We start from the raw sequence: 16,654 nt of genomic DNA, 5'->3' as shown, positions 1-16,654 counted from the left end.
GGTGAGGAGGCGCTGCCGCGGCAGAACGTGGTCGTCGAGGTCGGTGGCCGCCGGGTGGAGGTGTCGCTGCCGGGCCAGTTCCAGGTCGGGACCGGCGCCCCGGCCACCGGTGCGATCAAGCGCAAGCCCAAGGCCCGCAAGCGTGGCGGTGCCGGTGGCGGCGCCGCCTCCGGTGACGCGGTCACCGCGCCGATGCAGGGCACCGTGGTCAAGGTCGCCGTCACCGAGGGTCAGGAGGTCGCCGAGGGTGACCTGATCGTGGTCCTGGAGGCGATGAAGATGGAGAACCCGGTGACCGCGCACAAGGCCGGTACCGTCACCGGTCTGGCCGTCGAGCCGGGTGCCGCGATCACGCAGGGCACCGTCCTCGCCGAACTGAAGTAAGACGCTCACGCCGAATGCCCCCGACCCCGAGGTCGGGGGCATTCGGCGTTTCAACGCAGTCGTTAGTCTGTCGACATGGCCGAACCACCGGAGATTCGCATCGGGACCGCCGAACGCGAGCAGGCGCTCGAACAACTCAGCCGGCACTTCAGCGACGGCCGGTTGTCGGTGACCGAGTTCGACGAGCGCAGCGGGCTGATCACCGCCGCGACCACCCGCGGACAGCTCGAGCAGGTGTTCGCGGATCTCCCCACGCCGACGGCAGCGACCGCCGCGTCCGCGGACGCCTCCACCCCGGACCGCCGCTTCTCCCCCGACTGGCAGGGCCGGATCATGGCGCTGATCCCGCTCGTCGCCCTTCTGCTCTTCTTCGTCACCGGCAGCTGGCTGTGGTTCCTCGCGATCCCCGCCGCCGGCATCCTGCTGTTCGGCACCGACCGCGAACGCAAGCAGCGCAGGCACCGGGACCACCGCCGCCGCGAGCTCGGGGACGGAGAGGAGGGCTGATGGAACCGATCGAGATCAACGCCGGTTCCTGGTATCTGCGTGCACTGCGGGAGGACGAGCGCGTCGACGACCGTCCCGCCCTCGCCGACGGCGGTGTCACCGACCCGGATTACATCGCCAACCGCACCGCGCAGTGGGCGGCGGAGGAGCACTACTCGTGGGCTGTGTGCGAACCCACCACCGGCGAACTGCTCGCCGAGGTCGGCCTGACGCCGCGCGGTGACGTCGGCGAGCTCGGCGGCTGGGCACGACACGGCCACGACGACGCACTGGCGAGCGCGAGCGATGCCGTCCGGCGTTTCGCCGAGGGAGCGCTCGGGCTCACCGTCGCCGACCGCTGAGGGCGACCGCCGGGCGACGGCGCGGGCACTCGGTGCACGGGTAGCCTTTTTCCGTGTCCCAGATCGTGGTCCTGACCGGTGCCGGCATCTCCGCAGAGAGCGGAGTGCCGACCTTTCGCGACGCCGACGGCCTGTGGGAGAGCCACCGGATCGAGGACGTGGCCACGCCGGAGGGGTTCGAGCGTGACCGGCTCACGGTGCAGCGGTTCTACGACGCCCGCCGCGACGCGCTGCGCACCGTCGAACCGAACCACGCCCACCGAGCGCTGGCCGAGTTGGAAGAGACGCTCGGCACGAGGCTGCTGGTCGTCACCCAGAACATCGACGACCTGCACGAGCGGGCCGGCTCGCGCAACGTGATCCACATGCACGGCGAGCTCCGCAAGGCCCTGTGCCGCGCGTGCGGCGTCGCCTCGCCGTGGGACGACGGTTTGATCGACGGGCCGCCCTGCCCCCGCTGCGGAGTCGCCGACCTGCGGCCCGACGTGGTGTGGTTCGGCGAGATCCCGTACGAGATGGAGCGCATCGCCGACGCCCTCACCGAGGCCACCCACTTCGTGTCCATCGGCACCTCCGGTGCCGTCTACCCCGCGGCCGGGTTCGTCCGGCACGCCCGGCAGCACGGTGCCCGGACCCTCGAGCTCAACCTCGAGCCCAGTGAGGGCAGCCACCTGTTTCACGAGACACGGCAGGGCCGGGCCGGCGACCTGGTACCGGCCTGGGTCCGCGAGATGCTGGAGTCGCGGCGCTGACCACCCGTGCGCCCCGGCACGCAACCCGGGCGTGCGTTTCAGCCCTCGAGCAGATGCGAACGAATGGCCTGCTGCCCGGCCCCGTCGATCCCGAGACCGTCGGCGAAGTATCCCTCCACCGTCCCGAACTTCTCCCGCATCTGCCCCAGAGCCGTCTGCAGGTATTCGGGACGGACGCCGAGCACCAGCTCGAGAAGTTTCGGGTCGCCACCCCCTGCGGTGAACTTGTCGAAGACGGCCTGGAACGACGGCAGCAGCTGGTCGTTGGTCAGCAGGTAGTCGTGGAACACGTCGTCCTCGTCGACACCGAGCAGGAGCAGCAGCGACGCGGTGGCCCAGCCGGTACGGTCCTTGCCCGTCGTGCAGTGCACGAGGGCGGGCAGGGCGTCGGGCGCCGCGAGGTCGACGAACATCGCCCGGTACGACGCGAGCGCGCTCGGCAGGGTGACCAGGTCGCGATAGACCTCGAGGAACAGGTCCATCGCGTGGGTGTCGCCGAGATACTTCTCGAGGATCGCCGGTTCCTCCAGCACGGACTGCATCTGGGCGGCCATCGACGCCTGCACCTGGTCGGCCAGCACGTCCAGCGGCACCTCCCGAACCGATGCCGGCGCCCGATCGGGCGCCGCGTCGCGCTCGGCCGCGGTGCGCAGGTCGAACACCGTCACGAGACCGAGGTCGGCGAGCCTGATCGCATCGTCGACGGTGACCTTGCTCAGATCCGTCGAACGGTAGAAGCGACCGAAGCGGACCGTCGCGCCGTCACGGGTGCGATACCCGCCGATCTCGCGCAGGTTCGGGACGGACAGGATCGGGATGCTCGTGCCGGGCGTGATCGTCATCTGCCCAAAGTAGGCGAATCCGACACCGGTGGCTCCCCAACCGTCTCGGGGACCGGTTCGTGTCGCGTGGGACGCTGCGGCCGTCAGTCCCGGGTGAGGAGCCGGGCCCGCAACGCGTCGACATCCTCGGTGCCGAGCCCGAGACCCCGCACGAAGTAGCCCTCGATGTCGCCGAAGTCGGTGTGCATCTGGTCGAGCGCGGCCTCCAGGTACTCGCGGCGCACGCCGAGCAGCGGCAGGAGGATGTCGGGGTTGCCGCCGGCGCTGCGGAACCGGTCGAACACCGGCGCGAGCGCGGGCAGCAGCTGCTCGTTGGTCAGCAGGTACTCCCCGAACACCTGGTTCTCGTCGACGCCGAGGACCAGCAGCAGCGCGGCCACGGCCCACCCGGTGCGGTCCTTGCCGGTGGTGCAGTGGATCAGAACCGGCGTGTCCTCGCGGCGGGCCAGGTCGGTGTACAGCGCCCGGTACGCGGCGACCGCGGACGGCATCGACACGAACTCGCGGTAGCTGCCGAGCAGGTGCGAGTTGGTGCCGCCGGTGTCGCCGCCGAGCAGCTGCTCCGCGAGGACGGGATCGCCGATGAGCTTCTGCATCATCGCCGGGGCGGCGGACGGGTCACGGTCGGCGAGCACGTCGAGCGCGACCTCCTTCGCGCCGGTCGGCACGCGGTCCGGGCGGTGCTCGCGTTCGGCGAGCGTCCGCAGGTCGAACACCGTCGCGACGCCGAGGGCGTCGAGCGCGGACCGGTCCGAGTCCGCGACCGCGCCCAGATCGGTGGAGCGGTAGACCCGGCCGCTGCGCACCACCGCGCCGTCCGTGGTGCGGTACCCGCCCGCATCCCGCAGGTTGGGGACGGAGGCGACGGGGATCGGCGACCCGACCGGGCGCGAGATGCTCATGCCTGCACGGTAAACCACGACTCCGGCACCGCCGGCCCCTCCCCCGTCGCTCCGCTCGCCCGACTGCCCATCCCCGTCGCTCCGCTCGCCCGACTGCCCATCCCCGTCGCTCCGCTCGCCCGACTGCCCATCCCCGTCGCTCCGCTCGCCCGACTGCCCATCCCCCGTCGCTCCGCTCGCCTCACTGCCCGGTCGACACTTCGACGGTGCGCGCAGGCTGCGGCCAGGGCGCACAGGGCGCCCCCGCGCTCGGTGCGGCGGCCTCGGTCATGACGACGCCGATCGCCATGCCGAGCACCAGCGCGGCGGCGACACCGATCACCCAGGTCGCCTTCGAGACGGCCGGATCGGGATGTGTGGTCGGATCGAACTCGTTCAAGTGCTGGTTCCTCGGGCGCAGGTTCGGGGCGGGACCGGCACGCGGACGAGGCTGTCGCACAGCCTCGTTCACGCGGGTCCTCGCCGCTCCACCGCGGAGCCGACCAGAATGACAGGGGGCACCGACACGTTCTCCCGAAGCCCCGCCCGGTCAGGCCCCCGGCACCCCGTCCGCCGCGAGCACCCGGTCCAGGGCGGCGACGGCGTCCGACAGTTCGGTGGCGGTGACGGTCAGCGGCGGCCGGAACCGGATCCCCCGTTCCCCGGTGCCGAGAACCAGTACCCGCTCGCGCTCGCGCAGGGCGGCGACGGCGGCGTCGCGGCGCCCCGCGGTGTCGAGGGTGATCGCGCACATCAGGCCGCGGCCACGCGGGTCGCTCACCCCGTCCTGCCTGCGTGCGAGCGCCGTCAATTCGGTGAGCAGGTGCGAGCCGAGGAGCCGGGCCCGGTCGATGAGCCGGTCGCGCTCGATCACCTCGAGGATGCGCCGGGCGCGCACCATGTCCGTGAGGTTGCCGCCCCAGGTGGAGTTGATCCGCGAACTCACCGCGAAGACGTTGTCGGGGATCTCGTCGACGCGGCCGCCGGCCATGATCCCGCACACCTGGGTCTTCTTCCCGAACGCGACGACGTCCGGTCGCAACCCCAGTTGCTGGTAGGCCCAGGCGGTGCCGGTGAGCCCGGCGCCGGTCTGCACCTCGTCGAGGACGAACAGCGCATCGTGCTCGCGGCACAGGTCGGCCATCGCCAGCAGGAACTCCGCCCGCAGGTGCCGGTCGCCCCCCTCCCCCTGGATGGGTTCGGCGACGAAACAGGCTATGTCGTAAGGGTTCTCGACGAAAGCGCACCGAGCCTGGTCGAGTGCGCGGGCCTCGGCCGCGGCGATGTCCGTCCCGGCTTCGATCGCGGGGGCGTCGATCCGCGGCCACGCGAACAGCGGGAACCGCGCGACCTTGACCGGATCGGTGTTGGTCAGCGACAGGGTGTAGCCGCTGCGACCGTGGAAGGCGTGCCGCAGGTGCAGCACCTGGGAACCGAGCGCGCGGTCCCGGCCGGCCGCCTCGTTGCGGCGGCTCTTCCAGTCGAACGCGACCTTGAGCGCGTTCTCGACCGCGAGCGCGCCGCCGTCGACGAGGAACAGGTGCGGGAGCGCGGGGTCGCCGAGGACGCGCTCGAATGCCTGCACGAAGCGCGCCATCTCGACGGTGTAGACGTCGGAGTTGCTCGGCTTGTTCACCGCGGCCTCGGCGAGTTCGGCGAGGAACTCCCCGTCGTCGGCGAGCGCGGGGTGGTTCATGCCGAGCGTGTTCGAGGCGAAGAACCCGAACATGTCGAGGTATTCGGTGCCGTCGCGCTGGTCGACCAGCGTGCGACCGCGCGACCGGGTGAGGTCGAGGACGAGGTCGAATCCGTCGACCAGCATGTGCGCACCCAGCACGCCGAGAACCTCGCCGGGTCCGATGTCCCCGACTCCGTGTCGCTGGTCGATCGCGCCACTCATAACACGAGGTTATGCCAAAACTTCCTGTTCATATACCGGTTTCAGTAACATTTCCTGTTCGATCTACGCCCTGTCGTAAAATGTCTGCAGAATGATCGTGCTGCGGGTCCGGACGTTGGCGGTCGTCCGGATCAGCTGCAGTAACCGCTCGAGCGCCCGCGGAGACTCCACCCGCACCAGCAGGACGTAGCTCTCCTCCCCCGCGACCGAGTGGCAGGCCCGGATCTCCGGGATGTGCGCCAGGCGAGCAGGCGCATCGTCGGGACCCGACGGATCGAAGGGAGTGATCGCCACGAAAGCGGACAGTTCCTCACCGAGCGCTTCGGGGTCGACGCGCGCACCGTATCCGCGGATCACGCCGCGCGCCTCGAGCCGGCGCACCCGGGTCTGGACCGCCGACACCGACAAACCGGCCTTTTCCGCGAGCGTGGCGAGCGTCGCCCGTCCGTCGTCGACGAGTTCGCGCACGAGCAGCGTGTCGATCTCGTCCAGTGGCTCCGACATGGAGACAGTCAACTACAGGCGAGAAACAAATAACTATCTTTCCTTAGCTACTAGTGGCTCGTCACGGATCGTTGACCGGGTAATCCTGCGACCAATAGCGCACCGCCGGAGAGAGTGGAAGCGTTGTCCTGCCGGGCATCAGGTTAGACCGGGCAGGAGCCCTCGCTCGTCAAAAAGGAAAAGATGTTGCGCGGGATCGCCACCGGCACCCGGGTGTACAAGGATCGCGGTTCAGGTCTGCGGGAGACGCGGGCCGGGTTGGCCGAATGCTCGATGACACCGTCAAAGCCCATTTCACGGCGGCCCGGGTGGTGTGGCGGGATCGGTTGGCCCGGTTCGGTGTCGCGTGGTTCGAGCGCTAATTGTCGGTGGTCGGCGTTAAGGTCTAGGCACTGCGGGAGCAGATCCACAAATCGCTGGTAGAGGAGCTGATGGATGACTACATGGCGTTACTGGCGTCGTCCTCCGGCCGGTTCAATCAATTGCGGTCAAACCAGAATCAACGCCGACTTCTCGACGATGCGGCAGCATGGTTGGAGAAGGAGTAGCCGATGACCGATACCGGATTTACTGCGCCGCGGCAGTTTTCGTTCACCACCCGCCCCTACCTCGCGGTCGACGACGCTACCGGTGAGCCGCTAGGCCTCGACGACATCGACATCCGTGTCGGGTGGATGCTCGACCTGATCTACGGCGCGGAAGCAGAGTTGGTGTCGCGGTTGTGGCAACCGGCTACGTTCGACGTCCTCAATGCCGGGCTCGACAGTCAGTACCGGAAACTCCCGGCGCAAGGCCATGTCGCAGCTGCGCGTCTCGGCTGGAACCCGGCCTACCCCGGTGGCATCTACGCGCCGTCCCGGGTGACCCGGGTGGTGACCTCCCAAGCGATGAGTACGCTGCGGACGTTGGCGTACCGGGACACCGCGATCACGGCGTTGACTGCCCGGTTCGATCCGGCCACCGCCAGAATGGCCGCACCCACCACTGCTGCGGAGGATGTGCCGTCGGGTTTCGCCCGAGGCGTAGTACGGCAGCTCGCCGCTCGCGCCCGACGCGCCGATGGCGCGCCAACTAAACGCCTGCGGATCACTGATGTGCAGGGACCACCACAGACCTCCGTGATGGCCAGACTCTCCGCAGCCGATAAGCAACTCTCAACAATCACCGTCACAGACGGCGTCATGGTGTTGACTGTCAAATTACCCACCACCCCCACCCCAACAGGGCGTGCGCAATGGCGGCGTGCCCGGTTGACCGCCGCCATCCCGCCGCACCTGAACACCAGGGCGGTCACCGAGTGGCATCTGCCGACTCTTGTCCTCGACCACCGCGGCCTGCTACTGCGCTGCGCTGCCACCGAACACGTCCCAGCAGCCGACCTGATGTTGGGGACTGCTGCGGTGGGTGTGGATTGGTCACCGTCCACCCTCGGTGCAGCTGCCATCGCCTACGAGAGCCCGGACGGGTTGGTCTCGGACTACCGGGGCTGGACGTACGACGACCGAGGGCTCGGCATCAAGCTGGCGCGGCTGCAAGACGAAGGTCAACTGCTGCACCGCAAAGCAACGCGCTTGGCTCAGCTCGCCGCGACCGCCCCGCCGCAGGTGCGTACCGAATTGGAAGCGAAGATCGCAGTCCTCGACGGGCACCGCACCGCCGTCGACGTCAAACGAGGGAAGATCAACCGGGAACTTGCCTTTCATTTCGGCCGTGAGGTCACCGACTACGCCGCCGCAGCGGGAGCGAAGGTGATCGCGGTGGAAGACCTCACGACGCTGGAAACTCGCGGACGCGGCCGGGTGAACAACAATCGGGCAGCGCAGTCCGCGCGCCGCAAAGCTGTCGAAGCGCTCACGCACACTGCTGCCGGGGTGGGTGTCGTGGTGGTGTCGGTTCCGGCACGCGGTTCGTCAGCGTTGTGTCCAGGCTGCAACGAACCAATCTCCCGCCGCGGTGGTTACCACCGGGCGTGGTGTGCGCGCTGCAAAGTTGGTGGTAATCGTGATCATGTGGCGGGTGTGAATCTGGCCAAACGCGCGTTGTTGGGACGCAGCAGAGCCGTTCGGAAGCGTGGCCGGAATCCGGAGGTCCGGGTTGCCGAGCATACGCCAGTGCGCCAATGCCGCGACAAGACCAGTCCAACACCGAGCAGACCCCGCCATCGCCGGGTCCGTCGTAGTGTTCCCGCAGCGGTACCGCCGTTGGGGGTGAATCAGATAGCAATTGTTCCTGCGCCACAAGCGTCGGCGTGGGGCACGGTCAAACCAGCAGCCTCGCAAGGTGTTACGGGTAGCCGTGAGGGACTTACTTCTCCAACTCCTGCCACCTCAGTGACAGGAGTTATCAGAGTTGAGTAGACGCTAGCCCAGTAGGTTCCCACCGCCGCGACCGCAAGAGGTGCATCCGATGTCCCCCACTTCCCCACGCGAACTCGCCGCCCGGGCCCTGCAGGCGTGCGGTGTCCCCACGCCACCCGACGACGGGGACCTGCCCGCCCGCACGCCGATCGATGGATCGACACTGTTCCGGCTGCAGTCCTCCACCCCCGAGCAGGTGGACGCCGCGATCACCGACTCCCGGCACGCCTTCGAGCGGTGGCGGGTCGTGCCCGCACCGCAGCGGGGCGCGCTCGTGCGCCGGCTCGGGGAACTGCTCACCGAACACAAGCAGGACCTCGCAACACTGGTGACGATCGAGGCGGGCAAGATCGCATCCGAGGCCCTCGGTGAAGTGCAGGAGATGATCGACGTCTGCGAGTTCGCGGTCGGACTGTCCCGCCAGTTGTACGGCCGGACAATGCCTTCCGAGCGGCCCGGGCACAGATTGATGGAGACGTGGCACCCACTCGGCGTCGTCGCGGTGATCTCGGCCTTCAACTTCCCGGTCGCGGTGTGGTCGTGGAACGCCGCCGTGGCGCTCGTGTGCGGGGACCCGGTGGTGTGGAAGCCGTCCGAACTGACCCCGCTGACCGCGCTCGCCTGCGACGCGCTGGTCCGGCGCGCGGCGGCGGACACCGGCGCCCCCGACGGCGTGCACCGGGTGCTGCTCGGGACCGGCCCGGTGGGCGAGCGGCTCGTCGACGATCCACGGGTGGCTCTCGTCAGCGCCACCGGGTCCGTCCGCATGGGCCGGGAGGTGGGCCCGCGGGTCGCGGCCCGGTTCGGCCGCTGCCTGCTCGAACTGGGCGGCAACAACGCCGCGGTCGTCGCCCCCTCCGCCGACCTGGATCTCGCGGTCCGGGCGATCGTGTTCGCAGGCGCGGGTACCGCCGGGCAACGCTGCACCACGCTGCGCCGGCTGATCGTGCACTCGTCGATCGTGGACACCGTCGTCGACCGGGTGGCGGCCGCCTACCGGAAGTTGCCGGTGGGCAGCCCCCTCGACGACGGCGTCCTGGTCGGTCCGCTGGTCCGCGAACAGGCCTGGGAAGGCATGGTTTCCGCGTTGGACCGGGCCCGCGCCGACGGCGGCACGGTGGTCTGCGGCGGCGACCGGGTCGAGCGGCCCGGGGTGTACGTCTCGCCCGCCCTCGTCCGGATGCCCGCACAGACCGCGGTGGTCCGCGAGGAGACCTTCGCGCCAGTCCTCTACGTCCTGACCTACGAGGACCTCGACGAGGCGATCGCGCTCCACAACGCGGTCCCGCAGGGGTTGTCGTCGGCGATCTTCACCCTCGACCAGCGCGAGGCCGAGCGGTTCCTCGCCGCCGACGGGTCGGACTGCGGCATCGCGAACGTCAACATCGGCACCTCGGGCGCCGAGATCGGCGGCGCGTTCGGGGGCGAGAAGCACACCGGCGGCGGTCGAGAGTCGGGCTCCGACTCGTGGAAGGCGTACATGCGGCGGGCCACCAACACCGTCAACCACTCCGACCAGCTGCCCCTGGCACAGGGCGTCGAGTTCGGGCGCTGACGCATCGTGAGTCCTTCCGGTCCGGTGGCGGGCCGCAAGGACTCACCGGCGGCGGAGCCGCCTCGCGCCGATGCCGCCTCCGGGCCCTTACCCTGAGGGCGTGACGCACTGGTCCGAGCTCGCTCACGAAGTCGCCGAGGACGTGCTGTTCCCGGCCGCCGACAGCGTGGACGCCGACGGCGAGATCCCGTCGAGCCACTTCGCCGCACTGGCCGAGGCCGGGTTCTACGGGCTCGCCGCGCCCCCGGACCGGGGCGGCCCGGCACTCGACACCGGCGAGCTGGTCGCGGTGGTCGAGATCCTCTGCGGCGGCTGCCTGGCCACCGCGTTCACCTGGATGCAGCACCACGGTGTCGTCAGCTCGCTCGCCTCGAGCCCGAATCACGATCTCCGTGAACGCCTCTGGGACGGCCTGGTCAACGGGTCGGTCCGCGGCGGGGTGGCGTTCGCCGGCGCGATCCCGCAGCCGCCACTGCTCTACGCGCGACGGGTGGACGGCGGATACGTGCTCGACGGGGTCGCGCCGTTCGTCACCGGCTGGGACATCGGCGACGTCCTGCAACTGTCCGCCCGTGACGAGTTCGACGACTCGATCGTCCACCTGGTGGTGGACGCCACCGCCACCGAGGCGGTCGTCGTCGAGGAACTTCCGCTGATCGCGGCCCGCGGCAGCAACACGGTGCGGCTGCGGCTCGACGGGTTCGAGGTTCCGGACGCCCGGGTCGCGAATGTCACCTCGCCCGAGGTGTTCGCGGCCGGTCAGGTGTTCGGGTCGTGGTTGAACGGCTGCATGGCAACCGGCGTGGCACGGCGCTGCCGGACCGAGCTCGCGGAGCGGGGAGTCGACGTCGATCCGTTCGAGTCGGCCGCCGACACGGTCCGCGAGCGTCTGGACAAGGCGCTGACCGGGGCCGGCGACTTGTACGACGCCCGCGCCGCCGCATCGGAACTGGCCATCGTGACCGCGGCCGCGCTGGTGACCGCCACGGGAAGTGCGGCGTCGATCGGCGGCAGCACCGCCGAACGGCTGATGCGGGAGGCGACGTTGACCCTGGTCGCCGCGTCGCGGCCGCAGATCCGCTCGGCGCTGTTGGACCGACTCGGCAGCGGCTAACGCGCGATCGGACGTTCGACGGCGGCCGTCACGTGCCCGCGGATCGTCTCGGCGACCAGCGTCGGATTCTCCAGCATCGGGATGTGCCCGACCCCGGGCAGAACCACCCGGCCTGCGGTGGCGGGCAGCTCGTCGAGGAATCGCCGGCCGTACGTCTCGATCGGCAGCAGCGTGTCATGCTCGCACAGCACCAGCAGTGTCGAGACCCGAACCCGGCCGATGCCGCGGATTCCGCCGTCCCGCAAGCCCATCCATTCGGTCGGCAGGAACGCGCCGCAGTGCGTCGCGGCCTTGATGACCAGCCGGAGGTCGTCGGCGGGCACCGCGGCGTCGTCGTGGGAGAGCAGCCACAGCACCAGTCGCCGCACCAGTGGCATCCTCCACGCCTGGTCACCGATCAGGCGCCCGATCCCGATGAACGGCGCCAGCGCCAGGAAGATCGCCCCGAGTCGCAGTTCGGACGGCGAGAGGTCCGACCAGCCGCCGGCCGGGGCGATCGCCGTCAGGGAACGTGCGCGGCCGCGCCGCTCGAGTTCGAAGCCGACCCAGCCGCCGAGGGAGTTGCCGACGATGTGGCAGGTGTCCCAGCCGAGCTCGTCGACGATCCGCTCCACACCGTCGGCGTAGTTGTCGATGCTGACGTCGAAGGGCCGGACGCGTTCCCCGGCCCAGTGTCCAGGCATCGAGACCGCCAGCACGTCGTGGTCGGCGGCCAGCAGGTCGGCGGTTCGTCGCCACACGTGATGAGACAGCGCGAACGGGTGAATCAGCAAGACCGGTTCGCCGGCGCCCACCCGCCGGAACCGAGCTTCCGCAGTGGTCATCCGGGCAGGCTACGACACCTGTCGAGGAACCGCGCCGTTTCGACACCCACTCGTGATGTCGGGGGCGCGAGGCAGGATGGACCCATGGATGCCGTGCAGGATGGGCGCAGCGACGCCGTGCGGGATGGGCGCAGGGACGCCGTGCTCGACAGGTTCTCGGCTCCCACCCGCGAGTGGTTCGCGGGTGCCTTCCCTGCGCCGACGTCCGCACAGCTCGGTGCGTGGGAGGCGATCGCGGACGGTTCTCACGCCCTCGTCGTCGCGCCGACCGGCTCCGGAAAGACCCTCTCGGCGTTCCTGTGGGCCCTCGACCAGCTGGCCACCCGCCCGCACCGGCCCGCCGACACGACGGAGGAGCAGCCCACCGGGACGACGGTCGTCTACGTCTCGCCGCTCAAGGCACTGGCGGTGGACGTCGAACGCAACCTGCGCGCCCCACTCGTCGGGATCACCCAGACCGCGAAGCGACTCGGCCTGACGCCGCCGGAGATCACCGTCGGCGTCCGGTCGGGCGACACCGCCCCGGCCACGCGGCGCGCGATGCTGCGCACGCCGCCGGACATCCTGATCACCACCCCCGAGTCGCTGTTCCTGATGCTCACCTCCGCGGCCCGCGAGACCCTGGCGACGGTGCGGACGGTGATCGTCGACGAGGTGCACGCCGTCGCCGCCACCAAACGCGGCGCGCACCTGGCCCTCTCGCTCGAGCGGCTGGACATGCTGCTTGACCGGCCGGCGCAGCGGATCGGGCTCTCCGCCACCGTCCGCCCGCACGAGGAGGTGGCCCGGTTCCTGGCCGGCTCGGCGCCGGTGCACGTCGTCGCACCGCCCGCACCGAAGACGTTCGACCTGACGGTCCGGGTCCCGGTCGAGGACATGACCGAGCTCGGTGTCACCGACCCGGACCCGACCTCGGAATCACCGGCGCCGCAGCAGGGTTCGATCTGGCCGCACGTCGAGGAACAGATCGTCGACCTGGTGCTCGAGCACTCCTCGTCGATCGTGTTCGCCAATTCGCGCCGCCTCGCCGAACGCCTGACCGCACGACTGAACGAGGTGTACGCGGCGCGACTCGGCGACCCGGTCGCCACCCTGCACGCACCGCCTGCGCAGATCGGCGCGCCGACCGAGGTGAACCACGGCGCCGAGCCGCTGCTGGCGCGCGCCCACCACGGATCGGTCAGCAAGGACCAACGCGCACTGATCGAGGACGACCTCAAGTCCGGCCGGCTGCGGTGCGTGGTCGCCACGTCCAGTCTCGAACTCGGCATCGACATGGGTGCGGTGGACCTGGTGATCCAGGTCGAGGCACCGCCGTCGGTGGCCAGCGGGCTGCAGCGCGTCGGCCGGGCGGGGCACCAGGTCGGGGAGATCTCCCGCGGCGTGCTCTTCCCGAAGCACCGCACCGACCTGATCCACTGTGCCGTCACGGTGGAGCGGATGACCACCGGGAAGATCGAAGCCCTTGCGGTACCGGCGAACCCGCTCGACATCCTGGCGCAGCACACCGTCGCGGTGTGCGCGCTCGACCCGATCGACGCCGGGGCCTGGTTCGACGCGGTCCGGCGCACCGGGAACTTCGCGACCCTGCCCCGGTCCGCCTACGACGCCACCCTGGACCTGCTCGCCGGCCGCTACCCGTCCGACGAGTTCGCCGAACTGCAACCGCGGCTGGTGTGGGACCGCGACGCCGACGTGCTGACCGGCAGGCCCGGATCGCAGCGCCTCGCCGTCACCTCGGGCGGCGCGATCCCCGACCGTGGGCTGTTCACCGTCTACATGGTGGGTGAGCGCAACGCGCGGGTCGGTGAGCTCGACGAGGAGATGGTCTACGAGTCCCGGGTCGGGGACGTGTTCGCGCTCGGCGCGACCAGCTGGCGGATCGAGGAGATCACCCACGACCGGGTGCTGGTCTCCCCCGCCTACGGGATGCCGGGCCGGTTGCCGTTCTGGCACGGCGACGGCCTCGGCCGGCCCGCCGAGCTCGGCGCCGCGCTCGGCGGGTTCCTGCGCGAGACCGCGCTCGGCGACCCGGCGGAGCTGCGGCCGCGGCTGACCGCCCAGGGCCTCGACGAGAACGCGACGAACAACCTGCTGGCGCTGGTCGACGAGCAGCGTGCCGCGACCGGGCAGGTGCCCAGCGACCGCACCCTGGTGCTGGAACGGTTCCGCGACGAACTCGGCGACTGGCGGCTGGTGCTGCACTCCCCGTACGGGCTGCCGGTGCACGCACCGTGGGCTCTGGCGATCGGCGCCCGACTGCAGGAGCGGTACGGGATCGATTCCGCGCCAACCGCATCCGACGACGGCATCATCGTCCGGCTGCCGGACACCGAGGACGCGGCGCCCGGTGCGGAGCTGTTCGTCTTCGACCACGACGAGATCGAGGACGTCGTCACCGAGCAGGTCGGGGCGTCGGCGCTGTTCGCGTCGCGGTTCCGCGAGTGTGCGGCCCGCGCCCTGCTGCTGCCGCGCCGCAACCCGGGTCGCCGCGCCCCGCTGTGGCAGCAGCGGCAGCGGTCCGCGCAACTGCTGGACGTGGCCCGCAAGTACCCGACGTTCCCGATCCTGCTCGAGACGGTCCGCGAGTGCCTGCAGGACGTGTACGACCTGCCGTCCCTGATCCGGCTGCTGACCGACGTGGGCCGCCGCCGGATCCGGATCGTGGAGGTGGAGACGCCATCGCCGTCCCCGTTCGCCACGGCGCTGCTGTTCGACTACGTCGGCGCGTTCATGTACGAGGGCGACAGTCCACTCGCCGAACGCCGCGCCGCCGCACTGTCGTTGGACTCGACGCTGCTCGCCGAGCTGCTCGGCCGGGTGGAGTTGCGGGAACTGCTCGACGAGGCGGTGATCGAGCAGACCGAACGCGAACTGCAGCGGCTCGCCGAGGACCGCCGCGCGAAGGACGCCGAGGGTGTCGCCGACCTGTTGCGGCTGCTCGGACCGCTCACCGAAACGGAGGTGGCCGCCCGCGCCACGGCGGATCCGCGGGAGTGGCTGGCCGGGCTCGAAGCCCACAAGCGTGCGATGCGGGTCGCGTTCGCCGGGCAGCAGTGGTGGGTCGCGATCGAGGACGCCTCGCGAATGCGCGACGCACTCGGGGTACCGCTGCCGATCGGCACCCCGGCCGCGTTCATCGAGCCGGTCGACGACCCGCTCGGTGACCTGATCGGCCGCTACGCCCGCACCCACGGTCCGTTCACGCTCGCCGAGTGTGCCGCCCGGTTCGGGCTCGGCACCTCGGTGGTCCGGGACGTGCTGTTGCGGCTGGCGCAGGACAAGCGGGTCGTCGAGGGCGAGTTCCGTCCCGCGGCAACGGGTTCGGAGTGGTGCGACGCCGAAGTGCTGCACCGGATCCGGCGCAGGTCCCTGGCCGCGGCCCGGCGCGACGTCGAACCGGTCGAACCGGAGGCGCTCGGCCGCTTCCTCCCCGACTGGCAGCACGTCGGCGGCGGACTGCGCGGCGTGGACGGGGTCGCGGCGGTGATCGACCAACTCGCCGGGGTGCCGATCCCGGCGTCCGCCTGGGAGTCGATGGTGCTGCCGTCGCGGGTTCGCGACTACCGGCCGTCGATGCTGGACGAACTGACCACCACCGGAGAGGTGCTGTGGTCCGGAGCCGGGCAGATCTCCGGCAGCGACGGCTGGGTCCGCCTGCACCTGGCGGACACCGCGCCGCTGACGCTGCCGCCACCGCAGGACATCGAACTGTCCGATCTGCACCGCACGATCCTCGACACCCTGGCGCCGGGCGGGGCGTACTTCTTCCGCACCCTGTCGGACCAGGTCGGGTCCACCGACGACCCGGCGCTGGTCGAGGCGCTGTGGCAACTGGTGTGGGCCGGGCACCTGTCGGGCGACACGTTCGCGCCGCTGCGCGCGCTGCTGTCGGGCACCACCCGAGCGACCCCGAGCCACCGGACTCCGCGCCGCCCGCCCCGGACCCGCGCGTACCGGGCGTTGCCGCGGCCGGCACTGCCGTCCCGCACCGGTCCCCCGACGGTGGGCGGCCGGTGGTCGCTGCTGCCCGATCCGGAGCCGGACCCGACGATCCGTGCGCACGCCCGCGCCGACCTGCTGCTCGACCGGTACGGGGTGCTCACCCGAGGCTCGGTGGTCGCGGAGGACGTGCCCGGCGGGTTCGCGCTGATTTACAAGGTGCTGCGCGGGTTCGAGGACGGCGGCCGGTGCCGGCGCGGCTACTTCGTGAACGGTCTCGGTGCGGCCCAGTTCTCGACGTCCGAGGTGGTGGACCGGCTCCGCGGCTTCGCGGAGCCGGGAGCCGAGCCCGCCCGCGCCGCGGTCGCGCTCGCCGCGACCGACCCGGCGAACCCGTACGGCGGCGCGCTGCCGTGGCCCGCCACCGACGGCGGTCATCGCCCGGGGCGCAAGGCCGGAGCGATGGTCGTCCTCGTCGACGGCGAGCTCGCGCTCTACGTCGAGCGGGGCGGCAAGACACTGCTCACGTTCACCGACGACCCGGGGACCCGGCACAGCGCCGCCATCGCCCTGGCCGAACTCGTCGACCGCGGCGGCGTCGACAAGATCGTCATCGAGAAGGTCGACGGCGAGTCGGTGCACACCAGCCCGCTGTCCCCCGCGCTGGTCGAGGCGGGGTTCTCGGCGACGCCCCGCGGGCTGCGCAAACGGACCTCGTATGGGCACTGACCGGATGCGCCCGGCGCGAGGC

The 16,654-nt window shown here is 70.7% G+C and carries 14 protein-coding genes; 8 read left to right on the top strand and 6 right to left on the bottom strand.

What is annotated here, in order from left to right; translation table 11 throughout:
- The 4 genes from ACWDUM_RS26675 to ACWDUM_RS26660 form a co-directional block, all read left to right on the top strand.
- On the top strand, positions 1 to 384 hold a 384-nt coding region (locus ACWDUM_RS26675), incomplete at its 5' end, for an acetyl-CoA carboxylase biotin carboxyl carrier protein subunit (protein WP_450136323.1).
- Positions 385 to 459: 75 nt separating this feature from the next.
- Entirely contained in the window at positions 460 to 891 is a 432-nt protein-coding gene (locus ACWDUM_RS26670) for a DUF1707 SHOCT-like domain-containing protein (RefSeq protein ID WP_450136322.1), read from the top strand.
- Positions 891 to 1,232 (top strand): hypothetical protein, encoded by a 342-nt coding sequence (locus ACWDUM_RS26665; protein WP_450116132.1) that lies wholly within the window; start codon positions 891 to 893, stop codon positions 1,230 to 1,232. Before ACWDUM_RS26670 ends, ACWDUM_RS26665 begins: the two co-directional genes overlap by 1 nt.
- Positions 1,233 to 1,285: 53 nt before the next feature.
- Positions 1,286 to 1,984 carry an NAD-dependent deacylase gene (locus tag ACWDUM_RS26660; RefSeq protein ID WP_450116133.1) on the top strand — a complete coding sequence of 233 codons (699 nt, stop codon included), beginning with the start codon at positions 1,286 to 1,288 and terminating at the stop codon, positions 1,982 to 1,984.
- A 38-nt stretch (positions 1,985 to 2,022) separates the two neighbouring features.
- Here the strand turns inward: ACWDUM_RS26660 and ACWDUM_RS26655 are convergent, their stop codons facing one another.
- From ACWDUM_RS26655 to ACWDUM_RS26635, 5 genes are all read right to left on the bottom strand, one after another.
- Complete coding sequence (locus tag ACWDUM_RS26655; RefSeq protein WP_450136321.1) at positions 2,023 to 2,826, bottom strand: tyrosine-protein phosphatase; 804 nt, start codon at positions 2,824 to 2,826, stop codon at positions 2,023 to 2,025.
- A gap of 83 nt (positions 2,827 to 2,909) precedes the next feature.
- Entirely contained in the window at positions 2,910 to 3,728 is an 819-nt protein-coding gene (locus tag ACWDUM_RS26650) for a tyrosine-protein phosphatase (RefSeq protein ID WP_450136320.1), read from the bottom strand.
- Positions 3,729 to 3,909: 181 nt separating this feature from the next.
- A complete protein-coding gene (locus ACWDUM_RS26645) occupies positions 3,910 to 4,107 on the bottom strand; it encodes a hypothetical protein (protein WP_450116136.1) in 198 nt (65 codons plus the stop codon).
- Positions 4,108 to 4,257: 150 nt separating this feature from the next.
- On the bottom strand, positions 4,258 to 5,607 hold the full coding sequence (gene lat, locus ACWDUM_RS26640) for an L-lysine 6-transaminase (protein ID WP_450136319.1): 1,350 nt from the start codon (positions 5,605 to 5,607) through the stop codon (positions 4,258 to 4,260).
- 63 nt (positions 5,608 to 5,670) lie between these two features.
- Positions 5,671 to 6,111: an Lrp/AsnC family transcriptional regulator gene (locus ACWDUM_RS26635; protein WP_450116138.1), complete on the bottom strand. Its 441-nt coding sequence runs from the start codon at positions 6,109 to 6,111 to the stop codon at positions 5,671 to 5,673.
- A gap of 551 nt (positions 6,112 to 6,662) precedes the next feature.
- Between ACWDUM_RS26635 and ACWDUM_RS26630 the strand changes: the two genes are divergently transcribed.
- The 3 genes from ACWDUM_RS26630 to ACWDUM_RS26620 all read left to right on the top strand — a co-directional run bounded on the left by ACWDUM_RS26630 (position 6,663) and on the right by ACWDUM_RS26620 (position 11,137).
- Positions 6,663 to 8,468: a zinc ribbon domain-containing protein gene (locus ACWDUM_RS26630; protein ID WP_450136318.1), complete on the top strand. Its 1,806-nt coding sequence runs from the start codon at positions 6,663 to 6,665 to the stop codon at positions 8,466 to 8,468.
- Positions 8,469 to 8,517: 49 nt separating this feature from the next.
- Positions 8,518 to 10,023, top strand: a complete 1,506-nt coding sequence (gene amaB / locus ACWDUM_RS26625) for an L-piperidine-6-carboxylate dehydrogenase (RefSeq protein WP_450136317.1) — start codon at positions 8,518 to 8,520, stop codon at positions 10,021 to 10,023.
- A 100-nt stretch (positions 10,024 to 10,123) separates the two neighbouring features.
- Entirely contained in the window at positions 10,124 to 11,137 is a 1,014-nt protein-coding gene (locus ACWDUM_RS26620; protein ID WP_450136316.1) for an acyl-CoA dehydrogenase family protein, read from the top strand.
- Here the strand turns inward: ACWDUM_RS26620 and ACWDUM_RS26615 are convergent.
- The gene (locus ACWDUM_RS26615) at positions 11,134 to 11,961 is read right to left on the bottom strand and encodes an alpha/beta fold hydrolase (protein ID WP_450136315.1); all 828 of its coding nucleotides are present in this window, start codon (positions 11,959 to 11,961) and stop codon (positions 11,134 to 11,136) included. The two genes, ACWDUM_RS26620 and ACWDUM_RS26615, sit on opposite strands and share 4 nt — an antisense overlap.
- A gap of 84 nt (positions 11,962 to 12,045) precedes the next feature.
- Here ACWDUM_RS26615 and ACWDUM_RS26610 point away from each other — a divergent pair, with 84 nt between their 5' ends.
- Positions 12,046 to 16,632: an ATP-dependent helicase gene (locus ACWDUM_RS26610; protein ID WP_450136314.1), complete on the top strand. Its 4,587-nt coding sequence runs from the start codon at positions 12,046 to 12,048 to the stop codon at positions 16,630 to 16,632.
- The last annotated feature ends 22 nt before the right edge of the window (positions 16,633 to 16,654 follow it).

The sequence above is a fragment of the Rhodococcus sp. NPDC003322 genome (assembly GCF_053589555.1).
The sequence above is the reverse complement of the archived record's forward strand: the minus strand, read 5'-3'. Positions and strand labels throughout refer to the sequence as shown.

Bases quoted from the DNA above. Each gene is read 5' to 3' on its own strand.
- ACWDUM_RS26670 (WP_450136322.1), top strand. From the start codon at position 460: ATGGCCGAACCACCGGAGATTCGCATCGGGACCGCCGAACGCGAGCAG.
- ACWDUM_RS26665 (WP_450116132.1), top strand. From the start codon at position 891: ATGGAACCGATCGAGATCAACGCCGGTTCCTGGTATCTGCGTGCACTG.
- ACWDUM_RS26655 (WP_450136321.1), bottom strand. From the start codon at position 2,826: ATGACGATCACGCCCGGCACGAGCATCCCGATCCTGTCCGTCCCGAAC.
- ACWDUM_RS26650 (WP_450136320.1), bottom strand. From the start codon at position 3,728: ATGAGCATCTCGCGCCCGGTCGGGTCGCCGATCCCCGTCGCCTCCGTC.
- lat (WP_450136319.1), bottom strand. From the start codon at position 5,607: ATGAGTGGCGCGATCGACCAGCGACACGGAGTCGGGGACATCGGACCC.
- ACWDUM_RS26635 (WP_450116138.1), bottom strand. From the start codon at position 6,111: ATGTCGGAGCCACTGGACGAGATCGACACGCTGCTCGTGCGCGAACTC.
- ACWDUM_RS26630 (WP_450136318.1), top strand. From the start codon at position 6,663: ATGACCGATACCGGATTTACTGCGCCGCGGCAGTTTTCGTTCACCACC.
- amaB (WP_450136317.1), top strand. From the start codon at position 8,518: ATGTCCCCCACTTCCCCACGCGAACTCGCCGCCCGGGCCCTGCAGGCG.
- ACWDUM_RS26615 (WP_450136315.1), bottom strand. From the start codon at position 11,961: ATGACCACTGCGGAAGCTCGGTTCCGGCGGGTGGGCGCCGGCGAACCG.
- ACWDUM_RS26610 (WP_450136314.1), top strand. From the start codon at position 12,046: ATGGATGCCGTGCAGGATGGGCGCAGCGACGCCGTGCGGGATGGGCGC.